We start from the raw sequence: 12,111 nt of genomic DNA on the forward strand, positions 1-12,111 counted from the left end.
GGCTCCGGCGGTATCCGCGCGGACATGGCGATGCTTTGTGATTCGGGCGTGGCGTGAAGTAACAGACCTGACGCATTGTAAAGAAAAGCCTCCGCTATCGCCACGCTTTTGTCATTGGATCAAGACCTTATTCACCCTTCCCAGAATCCGGCCGGATCGCTAGTGTTGCTGTATTCAGCAGGGGAAAAGCAGCAATGGCGTCGAAGAAGCGTAAATCGGTCAAAGCGGCCAAGCCGAAAGTCGCCGTGAAGCCAAAAGCCTCTGCCAAGTCCAAACCCGCCGCCAAGCCCAAGGCCGCCGTGAAAACCAAGGCGAAGCCGGCCGCGAAATCGAAGCCTGCAGCCAAGCCGAAAGCCGTCGCCAAAGCGAAGCCGGCTGTAAAAGCCAAAAAGGCCAAAGCCAAGGCTGAAGCCAATCGCCGCCAGTTCGACCGTCGCGATACCAAAATCACCGCCGAGCTGGATCATGGCGGCACCGCCGTCAAGGGCACCGTGACCAACCTGTCGCTCGCCGGCTGCCTGTTCGCGCCGAAGGTGAATGTCGCCGTCGGCGCCCGCGTCAAGCTGAAGCTGGCCGGCGAAACGCCGGTGGCCGCCACGGTAAAGGGCGTCAGCGACCGCGGTGTGCACTGCCTGCTGCATGCCGGCGGCGTCACCCTCGGCCGCCTGTCGGCCGATCTGGACGATATGGCGCTGCTGATGCTGAATGCGGGGCGCCCGCATGACATCGCCGCGCCGGCCGCCAAGCCGCGCAAGAGCGCGAAGTAACTCTCCGGTCCAAATAATCCGGCCCCAATAAACGGGGCGGGTGTCACCACCCGCCCCGTTTCCGTATCCACAATCCCTGTCCGCAATGCTGCGGTATCAGCGACGCTCCTGCAGGCCCTGCGGACTGGCGCGATAGCCGGTGAGCGTCTTGTCGGCATGGGCCAGCCGCCAGTTCAGCATCTTCTGCGCGTATTCCATGATCTTCGGCGCATAGGCCAGATCATGGGCGACATTGTTCAGCTGGCCGGGGTCTTTCTTCAGATCGAAGAATAACGGCGGCAGGGCAGCGAAATGCACATACTTGTATTTATCGTCCTGCACGACGGCGAGCGAGCTCTGGTCCATCGCCGTCCCCAGCACGCCTTCAGGCTTTGAATAGAAGATGTCTCGGAAATCGAACTCGTAATGCACTTCGGTGCGCCAGTCGGCCGGCGCGTCGCCGTAGGTAAAATCGAGCAGCGAGCGGCCGTCGCACTGGCGCGGCACCGGGGCGCCGATCCAGTCCAGGATGGTGGGCATGGTGTCGACCGTCTCGGTGAAATCTTCCACGATCCTGCCGCGCGTGGCATCGGCGGCGCGGTCCGGATTGTAGATCACCATCGGGATGCGGAAGCTGCCGTCGAAATAGGCCAGCTTGCCCAGCAGGTAGTGGTCGCCCAACTGTTCGCCATGATCGCAGGTGAAGACGATCAGCGTCTCGTCCCACTGGCCGCTGTCTTTCAGGAACTGGAAAACGCGGCCGAGATGATCGTCGATCTCGGTCATCAGGCCGAAATAGGTGGCGCGCATCTGGCGCACCTCGTCATCGCTCATCGCCGAGCCGAGCGCATCGGCGCCCTGGAAGAAGCCGCGCTGGTTCACATGGTCGATGTAGTATTTGTGCAGCGGATGCGAGGCCGAGGCTTCATCCACCGTGCCATGGCGCACCGGCGGCGCCATGTCGGCCGGATCGTACATGCTGTTATAGGGCTCGGGCGCGATATAGGGCGGATGCGGCCGGTAATAGCCTAGATGCAGGAACCAGTTGCGGTTGCTGGCGCCGTTCATGTAGGTGAGCGCGCGCTCGGTGAACCAGGCGGTGTCCGACAGTTCGGTGGGGATCGGGCTGGCCGAGCGGGTGGCGCCGGGCTTGCCTTCCTTCGGACGCCAGATGTCTTCCGGATTGTCGGGCAGCTTGTAGCCCTTGGATGCCATCCAGGCGAAATAGGCTTCCTTGTAGGGCTCGAAGACGCCGACCGGGCGGAAACCGTCCATGATGTCGCCCAGCACGAAGAAGCGCGGATCGTTCGGCCCGGTGGTGCGCGGATCGGGCGTCGTCGTCGTATAGCCGATCAGCGCCGGATCGTAGCCGGACTTGCGCAGTTCATGACCCAGATTGGTGAAGCGGGAATCGAGCGGAATGGTGTTCTGCACCGCGCGATGGGTCATCTGGTAAAGGCCGGTGAGCAGCGAGGCGCGCGCCGGGCCGCAGGGCACGGCGGTGGTGAAATGGTTGCGGAAGGTGACGCCCTGGCTGCAGAGGAAATCCAGGTTGGGCGTCTTCAGCCCCGGGGTGCCCAGATAGGGCATGATGTCGCCGCGCCACTGGTCGACGACGATGAGCAGGATGTTCTTGCGGGCTTTGTCGGTCATGTGCGGTCTACTTCGTTTAGCGGAGTGTGGGATCGAGGCGATCGCGCAGCCAGTCGCCCAGCATGCTGATCGAGAGAGTCGTGAGGACGATGACGGCGCTGGGTGCCAGCATGATCCAGGGTGCGCGGGTGATGTATTCGCGGCCGTAGCCGACCATGTTGCCCAGCGAGGTGAGCGGCGGCTGCACGCCGAGCCCGAGGAAGGACAGCCCGCTTTCGAGCAGGATGATTTCCGGGAAGGTCAGCGTCATCGACACGATCAGCGTGGAGGCAATGTTCGGCAGCACATGGCGGCCGTAGATACGGAAGCTGCCGGCGCCGAGCTGGCGCACGGCGGCGGCATAGCCCTGCTCGTTGGCTGCGAGCGCCAGGCCGCGCGAGATGCGGGCGTAACGCTCCCAGCTGTGGAAGCCCATCAGCACCACGAAGAGCGTCAGAGAATTGCCGAAGAAGGCGAGCACCGAGAGTGCGATGATCATGAAGGGCATGCTGGCCTGGAAGTCGATCAGCACGAGGATGAGCGATTCGACGCGACCGCGAAAATGCGCCGCCGCCAGCCCCAGCGTGGTGCCCAGCGTGGCCGCGATCAGCGTGCCGAAGAACGCGATCAGCAGGCTGAGACGGATCGACATGATGAGACGCGACAGCACATCGCGGCCAAGCTCGTCGGTCCCGAGGGCATGGTTCCATGGCCCGCCCATGCCGATCGGCGGCTGCAGGCGCGCCTTGAGATCGAAAGCCGTGAAGCTGTAGGGCACGATCTGGTCTGCAGCGAACGCCACCAGCAGCATCAGCAGGATCCAGCCCAGCGCCAGCAGCACACCGGGCGGGAATGCCGTGAAGAACCGCTTCAGTGCGGGGCGATCCGGACGGGACACATCGGCGGGCGATGGTGAGGCGATGTCGGTCATGGTATTTCCTCAGGCCTGCGCCCGGCCGCGCCGCAGGCGGGGATCGAGCCAGCCATAGGCGAGGTCGACGCAGAGATTGGCCACGACCATCGACAGCGCGATGGCGAGCAGGATGGCCTGCACCACGGCGAGGTCGCGATTGGCCACCGCCGAGACCAGCAGGCGGCCGACGCCCGGCCATGCAAAGACGCTTTCCACCACCACGGCGCCGGCGATCAGGCTGCCGACCATGAAGCCGACGATGGTGACGGTGGGGATCGCCGCATTGGGCAGGGCGTGATCGACGATCACCCGGCGCCACGGCACGCCCTTGGCCGAGGCCGTGCGGATATAGGGCTGGCCCAGCACTTCCAGCATGGCCGAACGGGTGAAGCGCGCCAGGATGGCTGCGCCGGAAATGCCCAGCGTGAAGACCGGCAGGATGCCCGAGCGCCAGCCGTCATTGCCGCTGGAGGGCAGCCAGCCGAGCTGCACCGAGAAGACCAGGACCAGCAGCAAGGCCAGCACGAAGCTGGGCACCGTGAAGCCGGCCACCGAGGCGGTCATGGTCAGGCGGTCGAGCAGCGAGTTGCGGTGCAGGGCGGCGAAGATGCCGGCGGGAATCCCTAAGCCCAGCTTGATGATGAAGGCGGGGATGGTGATGGCCAGCGTCATCGGCACACGCTCCATCACCAGCTGGATCGCCGGACGGCCATCGCGCATCGAATTGCCGAAATCGCCGCTCAGGGCATTGGCGGCATAGGCCAGATACTGCTCCCAGATCGGCTGATCGAGGCCCCAGGACTTGCGGAAGGCAGCAATGGCCTCGGGCGGCGCATCCACCGACATGATCAGCAGCGCCGGATCGCCCGACAGCCGCAGCACCACGAAAGCGAAGGTGACGACAAAGGCGATGGTCAGCGCGGCGCGCGCCAGACGCGAGGCGACAAAAGCCAGCATCACAGGACTCCGGACAAATCAGGCCGCGACACGGTCGGTCTCCGGCGTAACGAAATGACAGGCAACATCGCGCCCATCGGCAAGACGGCGCAGGGATGGCGCGATCTCGGCGCACAGCCCGGTGGCCTGCGGACAGCGGGTGCGGAAGGCGCAGCCGGTGGGCGGGTTGGCCGGATCGGGCGGATCGCCCTGGATCGGCGTCGGCCTGACGCCGCCCTGGCGGGCGATAGTCGGGATCGCCGCGAGCAGCGCCCGGGTATAGGGATGCTGCGGATCGCGGAACAGGCTTTCGGCTTCACCGTATTCGACGATGCGGCCGAGATACATCACGGCGACATCATGGCTGATCTGGCGCACGACCTTCAGATCGTGGCTGATGAAGACATAGGCCAGGCCGCGCTGTTCCTGCAGGTCGAGCAGCAGATTGACCACCTGGGCCTGGATCGAGACATCCAGCGCCGAGATCGGTTCGTCGCAGACCAGCAGTTGCGGATTCAGGATCAGGGCGCGGGCCAGAACCACGCGCTGGCGCTGGCCGCCCGACAGTTCATGCGGATAGCGCTCGGCATGATGTGGCTGGAGGCCGACGGCATTCATCTGTTCGGCACCGCGCGCCTGCCGTTCGGCCTCCGGCATTTTCGGGTGGTGAATGTCGAGCGGTTCGGCAACCTGGCGGCCGACCGTGAGCCGGCGGTCCAGCGCGCCGAGCGGATCCTGGTAGACCATCTGCATGGCCTGGCGCTGCGAGCGCCAGCCGGCGGTGCCGGGCTGTTCCAGCGGCACGCCGCCGAACTGCACGCTGCCCGCCGTCGGCGCCATCAAGCCGAGCAGCAGGCGGCCGGTGGTGGACTTGCCGCAACCGGATTCGCCGACCAGGCCGAGCGTACGGCCGGGCTGCACGCTGAGCGAGATGCCATCGACCGCGCGCAGCAGCGCCTTGCGACCGAACAGGCCATCGAGGCCCGGCCCCTTCTGGCGGATGGTGAAATGACGCGTCAGGTTGCGCGCTTCAAGCAGAGCGCTCATCGTGCGATCACCGCAACGGCATGGCCGGATATCGCGACATGCGGTACGGATGCCGGCACGGGCGCATCCTTATGCACCGGTTCGGCATGATAGCGGCCGTGGAAACACAACACGCGCTCGCTGGCACTGATCGCCAGCTGCGGCGGTGCGGTGCGGTGACAGCTTTCCTCTGCCTCGCCGCAGCGCGGCGCGAAGGCGCAGCCCTGCGGCAGGTTCCAGGGTTCGGGCACCGTACCGGGAATGGCGGCGAGACGGCGGCGCGGGCCCTCCAGCGCCGGCAGGGCGGCCAGCAGACCACGCGTATAGGGATGGCGCGGGCGGTCGAACATGGTGTCGGCCGGCGCTTCCTCGACCAGGCGACCGGCATACATGACGCAGACGCGGTCGACATTCTCGGCCACCACGCCGAGATCGTGGCTGATCAGCACCATGCCCATGCCGCTGTCACGGCGGATGTCCTGGAGCAGGGTCAGAATCTGGGCCTGAACCGTCGCATCCAGTGCCGTGGTCGGCTCGTCGGCAATCAGCAGCTCAGGCTCGCCGGCCAGCGCCATGGCGATCATGGCGCGCTGGTTCATGCCGCCCGACAGTTCATGCGGATAATCGCGCAGGCGCTGCGCCGCATTGGCGATGCCGACACGATCCAGCAGGCGTTTTGCTTCCGCCTCGGCGGCCGCACCGGAAAGACCGCGATGCAGGCCCAGCGCCTCGCCGATCTGGCGGCCGATCTTCAGCACCGGATTGAGGCTGGAGGACGGATCCTGGAAAATCATGGCAATGCGGCGACCGCGAATGCCATCCAGCACCCGGCGCGGGGCATCAACCAGCTGCTGCGATTCCAGCATGACACTGCCCCTGACCAGGGCCTTGCCCGGCAGCAGGCCGAGCGCCGCGAGCCAGGTCACGCTTTTGCCCGAGCCGGATTCGCCAACCAGACCGACCGCCTCACCAGCCCCGACGGTCAGGTCGACGCCATGCAGGGCGCGGATCAGACGATTGCCTTGCTGGAAATCGACGGTCAGGCCGCGCATTTCTATCAGTGACGTCATGCCAGTCTCCTTATGGGGCAAAGGAAAACGGCGGCGGTTCATCACCGCCGCCGTCAGGCACTTGCTCAGATCTTGAAGTTGCTGCTGCGGAATTCCATCGCGAAGGAAGGCGAAGCCTTCCACTGGATGTCCTTGCGCTTGGCCGTGAAGGTGGCGTTCTGGTGCAGCACCGTATAGGCCGGATCTTCGCGTTCGCAGATTTCCAGCATGCGGGCGAACATCGCCTTGCGCTTCGGGATGTCGATCTCGGTCGCCATCTGGTCCGACAGGCTGTTCATCTCGGCATTGGTCCATTCCTGGACCTGCTGCTGCTGACCCTGCGGACCATGCTGGTTGACGATGGAGGAGATCGGATCGGTGAAGGGCGCGCTGTTCGACCAGTCGCGCACAGCGCGCTGGCCGTTATTCTCGAAGATCTGCTGCCAGTTTTCCTTCATCTCGATCTGCACGTTCAGACCGGCCTGGCGCCACATCTCAACCAGGATCTGCGCGGTGGCATTCTGGTTGGTGTAGTAGTTGTTGATCAGGCGATAGGGGATCGGATCGCCCTTGTAGCCGGCCGCCTTGAGCAGCTCGCGCGCCTTGGTCGGATTGTATTCCGGCACCTTCCAGCCTTCGACGAACATCGGGCCGTAGAATTCCCACTGCAGACCGGCGGGCACACGCGTACGACCGGCCCAGAGGCTGTCGACGATGGCCTGGCGGTCGATGGCATGGGTGAAGGCCTGGCGCACGCGCGGGTCTTTCAGTTGCGCATGATGCTTGTCGAAGACGGTGAGGCGGTGGTTGTCGATCAGGCCGCCCTTCACTTCGAACTTCGCATTCTTCTCGATGCCGGCAATCTGGTCCGGCGGCATGTCGCAGACGAAATCGAACTGGCCGGACAGCAGGCCGTTGATGCGGGAAGCCACTTCCGGCACCACCATGATGCGGACGGTCTTCAGCGGCGGACGGCCGCCCCAGTATTCGTCATGGGCTTCGAGCACCAGCTCCTGGTCGGGCTTGTATTCGCGCACCTTGTAGGGGCCGGTGGTGATCGGCTTGACCGACCAGTCGAGCCAGCTCTTGGACTCTTCGAAGCCGCGGCGCGAGATGATTTCGCTGCCCGAACGGGCGATGCGGCCTTCCAGCGTCACGTCGGGCGTGCGGTTGACGAAGCGCACGGTGTATTTGTCGATAATCTCGATCTTTTCCAGCGCCGGCCAGTTGCGCTTGGCGACGGCGGGCACTTCGGCCGGCAGTTCCTTGCCGCGCACGGTGTCGCGCACCATCACATTGGCAAACAGCGTCTTGTTGCTGCTGATGTCGTAATCCGGGCCGAACATGCGTTCGCGGCTGTAGGTGAAGGCCACGTCCTCGGCGGTCATTTCGTCGCCGTTATGGAATTTCACGCCCTTGCGCAGATTAAGCTCGACGGTGCGGGAATCGATGCGCTTCCAGCTTTCCGCCAGCGCCGGCATGGCTTCCAGCTCGCTCATCAGGTTGCGCCCGATCAGGCCTTCATAAAGGAAGGAGAAGGTGCGCGTGCCGACATTGGACTGTTCGCGCAGCGGCTCCAGCGAGGCGGAGTTGGAAATCTGCTGCACGGCGATGGTGATGCTCGGCCGGTTATCAGACTGGCCGATGGCAAAGCGCGGCAGCGCCAGGCTGCCGGCCGCAAGACCGGTGCCCACGAGAAAATGACGACGATGAACCAGCATGGCTTCCCCTCCGTTTCTGGAACTGAGGCGGAAACGCTAGGCAGGCTGCATGACCGCGGCGTGACGCTGCGATGACCCATGCGTGAAGGCGCCGAGCCGCCGGCATAACGGCTCGACCTTTGACGCCAGAGGTTGGTTCAGGGAAGTTGCGGAACTCTCGCCGTCAGTCGCGCGGCGCGAGCCAGCTGCCTGGATTCTGGTCAAGACCGATCAGCGCAAGGCCCGAAGCGATGGACTGCAACTGGTCGCCGGTGGCGAGTCGACCGGCGGAAAACCGCGCTTCGAACAGGTGTCGCAGTGCTGGCACGAAGGATGAACCGCCGGTCATGAACACCTGATCGACATCCGCCGCCGTCAAACCGGACTCGGCAAATACGCGATCGAGTGCTGCATCGATCTGCGCCAGTTCCGGCGCGATCCAGCTTTCAAAGGCCTTGCGGGTGACGGTTTCGCGGATATCGATGCCTTCGGCCTGGAACACCAGATCAGCGCTGGCGGCACCGGACAGCGCCGTCTTGGTGGCCGAAACCGCGCGATAGAGGCCGAAACCGAGGTCGTTCTCGATCACGGTGATGAAATCCAGCAGCGGGCCGGACTCCACCGCTTCCTTGGCCAGCGCCTTCAGATCGGCCATGGTGCGCGGTGACTTCAGCATGGCGAGCTGATGCCACTGGGCGAAATTGGCGTAATGCTGGCCCGGCACCGGCAGGATCTTGCCATCGCTGCGATAGCTGCCGCCCTTGCCCAGCCGCGGCGAGACGACATTGTCGATGATGCGGAAATCGAAAGCGTCGCCGGCCACGCCGACACCGGCATGACCCAGCGGCGTGGCGGTCAGGCCCTGGGTGCTTTTTTGGAACCGCATCAGCGAGAAGTCGCTGGTGCCGCCGCCGAAATCGGCCACCAGCACGGTGGCCTCCGTCTTCAGGCGACGGGCGAAGAAATAAGCGGCGCCCACCGGTTCATAGGCATAACGCACCGGCGGGAATCCGGCGCGCGCGTAAGACGCATCCATGCGCTGCAGCGCCAGGGCCGGATCGGGATTGGCACCGACGAATTCCACCGGACGCCCGGCAATCACCGGTGCATCCATCTGCGCCAGCGACGGGCCGGCATGACGACGCATCAGGCCGAGGAAGTTGCTCAGGATGTCCTCATAGCCGAAGCGCTTGCCGAAGATTACCGTCGACTGGAACAGGCGGCTGGCGGCAAAGGATTTGAACGACTGGATGAAGCGGTGTTCATAGGGGCTGTCGAGGAACTGCTCGATGGCCCAGGGACCGGCTTCCACCTCGATACGGCGCGCGCGGCCTTCGGTTTCGTCCCAGAAGCAGAGCGCCGACCGGAAGATGTCATGCAGCAGCCCGGCATGATCGAAGGTCACCGGCGTGACGCTGCCATCGGCGCGCGCAATCGCCACCACCGTATTGGTGGTACCGAAATCGACGCCGATTGCGTGGGTCTGCTGTGTTGCCATGGTCCCGGCCGCCTGAAAGGGCGGGCTTTATAGGCCGGGACCGTGGCGCGGACAAGCCGCGCCACGGCACGGATATTTACTCGCCCTTGTTGATGCTGGCCGGCAGGGTCATGGCCTTGAGGTCATACTTGGCCAGCAGCGCATCATATTCACCCTTCTTCTGCAGGCTGGCCAGCGCCTCCAGCAGGGCATCACGCAGCTTGGGCTCGGTCTTCAGCACCGGGATGCCGGCCAGCGTGACGGTGAAGGCGTCGCCGAGAATCACATAAGTATTCGGCTCCTGGGTCTGCAGATAGGGCAGCGTCTCGTTGCCCTGGGCGCCGGCATCGATACGCTGGGTCTTGAGCTGGGTGCGGGCATCGATCGAGCCTTCGGTGCCGACCACGGTGATCGCCGGCTTGCCCTTGGCCACGCAGTTGACCTCGCTCCAGGCCTCGATCTGCTTCGGCCAGTTGGTCGAACGGCTGGCGCCGACCTTCTTGCCGCAAAGATCAGCCTGCGACTTGATCTCCTTCGACATCCCGGTGGAGGTATAGAACTGCGCGCCGGTCTTCAGGTAGTTGACGAAATCCTGCTGGTCGCGACGGGTCGGCAGGTCGGTCATGCCGGCCATCACCATGTCGACGCGGCCGGTCTGCAGGGACGGCAGCATCTGGGCGAAGGCGATTTCCTGCCATTCGACCGCGACGCCCATCTCCTTGGCCAGCGCGGCCCCAAGCTCGATGTCGAAGCCCTTGAGCGTATTGGTCGCTGGGTCCTTGAAGGTGATCGGCGGATAGTTCGGCATGGTGGCGATCACCACCTTACCGGCGGCCTTGATGCGGTCGGGCAGGTCGGCGGCTGCGGCCGGCAGCGCAATCGCGGCGGCCAGCAGGCCGAGGGTGAAATGCTTGATAAGCGACATGGGCGGATCTCCTTCAGGGGCTGTCAGTTCAGAACGGCGGCAATGAAATCGCGGGTGCGGGTTTGCTGCGGATTGCCCAGGATGTCCTGAGGCGTACCGGTTTCGACAATGGCGCCGCGATCCATGAAGACGACGCGATGGGCGACCTCACGGGCGAAGCCCAGCTCATGGGTCACCACGATCATGGTCATGCCGCTGCCGGCGAGGCCGCGCATCACCTGCAGCACCTCGCCCACCAGTTCGGGATCGAGCGCCGAGGTCGGCTCGTCGAACAGCATCAGCTTCGGCTTCATCGCCAGCGCGCGGGCAATCGCCACGCGCTGCTGCTGGCCGCCCGACAACTGGGCCGGATAGGCATCGCGCTTATCGGCCAGGCCGACGCGCTCGAGCAGCGTCATCGCCTCTTCGACGGCCTCGGCCCTGCGGCGCTTCTGCACGGTGACCGGGCCTTCAATGATATTCTGCAGCGCCGTCATATGCTGGAACAGGTTGAAACGCTGGAACACCATGCCGGTGGCCAGGCGCTGGCGCGCCACATCCTTGTCGGGCAGCGGATAAAGCTTGTCGCCGGTGCGACGGTAGCCGATCAGTTCGCCGTCGATCCAGATGCCGCCGCCATCCAGCCGCTCCAATTGATTGAGGCAGCGCAGGAAGGTGCTCTTGCCCGAGCCCGATGGCCCGATGATGCAGAGCACCTCGCCATGATGGATATCCAGAGACACGCCCTGCAGGGCCGTAAAGCTGCCAAAGGTCTTGCGCACGTCGCGCGCGACCAGCATCGGTTCGCTCAGTACGGGTTCGCTCATGCCGGCACTCCCGCCGCTTCGACAGCCTTGCGCGCCGCCTCCGGCCGGCGATGGCCCTTGGCGAAATAGCGTTCGAGGAAATGCTGGCCGATGCTGAGCACGGTGACCACGGCCAGATACCAGATGGCAGCGACGAACAGCATCTCGATGACGAAGTTGTTGGCGTAATAAATCGTCTGGGCGTTGCGCAGGATTTCGGAATACTGGATCACGCTGGCGATCGAGGTGAGCTTGACCATGCTGATCACCTCGTTGCCCACCGGCGGGATAATCACGCGCATGGATTGCGGCATGACGATACGGCGCAGCACGGTGAGCCGGGTCATGCCGATGGCCTGGGCCGCTTCAGTCTGGCCGGCATCGACCGAGAGAATCCCTGAGCGCACGACTTCAGCCGTATAGGCACCCTGGTTGATGCCCATGCCCAGCAGGGTGGCGACGAAGGGCGTGATCACATCCACCGTGCGCACCGAAAACACATCAGGGATGCCGAGACGTGGGAAGACCAGCGCCAGGTTGAACCACAGCAATAACTGTAGGATCAGCGGCGTGCCGCGGAAGAACCAGATGTAGAAAACGGCGACGCTCTTCAGCACCGAATTGGGCGACATCACCATGATGGCGAACAGCACGCCCAGTGTGATACCGAGTAGCATGGCGCAGGCGGTCATGATGATGGTGTTGACCAGACCGCTCAGGATCGCCGGCGCGGTGAAAAACTGGCCGACGATGCGCCAGGCGATCTGGCCATCGGCGAATGCCTTCACGATGAACAGCAGGATGGCGATAATTGCAGCAGCGGCCAGCCAGCGGCCGTAATGGCGCGGCGCCACGATGGGCAGACGTGCGATGTCGTAACGGTCGCGCGGCATATCCTTCGATTGCTCTGCATTCATGACTG

At 64.3% G+C, this 12,111-nt stretch carries 11 protein-coding genes; 1 reads left to right on the forward strand and 10 read right to left on the reverse strand.

Going from position 1 to position 12,111, the window contains the following annotated elements:
- Positions 1 to 194: 194 nt before the first annotated feature.
- Positions 195 to 767, forward strand: coding sequence for a PilZ domain-containing protein (locus AC1ROT_RS09405; protein WP_492998611.1), 573 nt, complete (start codon positions 195 to 197; stop codon positions 765 to 767).
- A 96-nt stretch (positions 768 to 863) separates the two neighbouring features.
- Here the strand turns inward: AC1ROT_RS09405 and AC1ROT_RS09410 are convergent, their stop codons facing one another.
- The 10 genes from AC1ROT_RS09410 to AC1ROT_RS09455 all read right to left on the reverse strand — a co-directional run bounded on the left by AC1ROT_RS09410 (position 864) and on the right by AC1ROT_RS09455 (position 12,106).
- Positions 864 to 2,399, reverse strand: coding sequence for an alkaline phosphatase family protein (locus AC1ROT_RS09410; protein WP_492998613.1), 1,536 nt, complete (start codon positions 2,397 to 2,399; stop codon positions 864 to 866).
- A 16-nt stretch (positions 2,400 to 2,415) separates the two neighbouring features.
- Entirely contained in the window at positions 2,416 to 3,309 is an 894-nt protein-coding gene (locus AC1ROT_RS09415) for an ABC transporter permease (protein WP_492998615.1), read from the reverse strand.
- 9 nt (positions 3,310 to 3,318) lie between these two features.
- The gene (locus tag AC1ROT_RS09420; RefSeq protein ID WP_492972468.1) at positions 3,319 to 4,248 is read right to left on the reverse strand and encodes an ABC transporter permease; all 930 of its coding nucleotides are present in this window, start codon (positions 4,246 to 4,248) and stop codon (positions 3,319 to 3,321) included.
- A gap of 18 nt (positions 4,249 to 4,266) precedes the next feature.
- Positions 4,267 to 5,274 carry an ABC transporter ATP-binding protein gene (locus AC1ROT_RS09425; RefSeq protein WP_492998616.1) on the reverse strand — a complete coding sequence of 336 codons (1,008 nt, stop codon included), beginning with the start codon at positions 5,272 to 5,274 and terminating at the stop codon, positions 4,267 to 4,269.
- Positions 5,271 to 6,323 (reverse strand): ABC transporter ATP-binding protein, encoded by a 1,053-nt coding sequence (locus tag AC1ROT_RS09430; RefSeq protein WP_492998617.1) that lies wholly within the window; start codon positions 6,321 to 6,323, stop codon positions 5,271 to 5,273. Before AC1ROT_RS09430 ends, AC1ROT_RS09425 begins: the two co-directional genes overlap by 4 nt.
- A gap of 65 nt (positions 6,324 to 6,388) precedes the next feature.
- Positions 6,389 to 8,023, reverse strand: a complete 1,635-nt coding sequence (locus tag AC1ROT_RS09435) for an ABC transporter substrate-binding protein (RefSeq protein WP_492998619.1) — start codon at positions 8,021 to 8,023, stop codon at positions 6,389 to 6,391.
- 163 nt (positions 8,024 to 8,186) lie between these two features.
- Positions 8,187 to 9,500, reverse strand: coding sequence for an Hsp70 family protein (locus AC1ROT_RS09440; RefSeq protein WP_492998620.1), 1,314 nt, complete (start codon positions 9,498 to 9,500; stop codon positions 8,187 to 8,189).
- Between the two features lie 76 nt (positions 9,501 to 9,576).
- Positions 9,577 to 10,404, reverse strand: a complete 828-nt coding sequence (locus tag AC1ROT_RS09445; RefSeq protein ID WP_492998622.1) for an ABC transporter substrate-binding protein — start codon at positions 10,402 to 10,404, stop codon at positions 9,577 to 9,579.
- A gap of 23 nt (positions 10,405 to 10,427) precedes the next feature.
- Positions 10,428 to 11,210 carry an amino acid ABC transporter ATP-binding protein gene (locus tag AC1ROT_RS09450; protein WP_492998624.1) on the reverse strand — a complete coding sequence of 261 codons (783 nt, stop codon included), beginning with the start codon at positions 11,208 to 11,210 and terminating at the stop codon, positions 10,428 to 10,430.
- Positions 11,207 to 12,106 (reverse strand): amino acid ABC transporter permease, encoded by a 900-nt coding sequence (locus AC1ROT_RS09455; protein ID WP_492998626.1) that lies wholly within the window; start codon positions 12,104 to 12,106, stop codon positions 11,207 to 11,209. The genes AC1ROT_RS09450 and AC1ROT_RS09455 overlap by 4 nt, the downstream gene beginning before the upstream one ends.
- Between the last annotated feature and the right edge of the window lie 5 nt (positions 12,107 to 12,111).

The organism is Ferrovibrio sp. GW821-FHT12E11, from assembly GCF_058806975.1.

What these genes read in the sequence shown, in the direction of transcription:
- AC1ROT_RS09405 (WP_492998611.1), top strand. Translation starts at nt 195, where the DNA reads ATGGCGTCGAAGAAGCGTAAATCGGTCAAAGCGGCCAAGCCGAAAGTC.
- AC1ROT_RS09410 (WP_492998613.1), bottom strand. Translation starts at nt 2,399, where the DNA reads ATGACCGACAAAGCCCGCAAGAACATCCTGCTCATCGTCGTCGACCAG.
- AC1ROT_RS09415 (WP_492998615.1), bottom strand. Translation starts at nt 3,309, where the DNA reads ATGACCGACATCGCCTCACCATCGCCCGCCGATGTGTCCCGTCCGGAT.
- AC1ROT_RS09420 (WP_492972468.1), bottom strand. Translation starts at nt 4,248, where the DNA reads ATGCTGGCTTTTGTCGCCTCGCGTCTGGCGCGCGCCGCGCTGACCATC.
- AC1ROT_RS09425 (WP_492998616.1), bottom strand. Translation starts at nt 5,274, where the DNA reads ATGAGCGCTCTGCTTGAAGCGCGCAACCTGACGCGTCATTTCACCATC.
- AC1ROT_RS09430 (WP_492998617.1), bottom strand. Translation starts at nt 6,323, where the DNA reads ATGACGTCACTGATAGAAATGCGCGGCCTGACCGTCGATTTCCAGCAA.
- AC1ROT_RS09435 (WP_492998619.1), bottom strand. Translation starts at nt 8,023, where the DNA reads ATGCTGGTTCATCGTCGTCATTTTCTCGTGGGCACCGGTCTTGCGGCC.
- AC1ROT_RS09440 (WP_492998620.1), bottom strand. Translation starts at nt 9,500, where the DNA reads ATGGCAACACAGCAGACCCACGCAATCGGCGTCGATTTCGGTACCACC.
- AC1ROT_RS09445 (WP_492998622.1), bottom strand. Translation starts at nt 10,404, where the DNA reads ATGTCGCTTATCAAGCATTTCACCCTCGGCCTGCTGGCCGCCGCGATT.
- AC1ROT_RS09450 (WP_492998624.1), bottom strand. Translation starts at nt 11,210, where the DNA reads ATGAGCGAACCCGTACTGAGCGAACCGATGCTGGTCGCGCGCGACGTG.
- AC1ROT_RS09455 (WP_492998626.1), bottom strand. Translation starts at nt 12,106, where the DNA reads ATGAATGCAGAGCAATCGAAGGATATGCCGCGCGACCGTTACGACATC.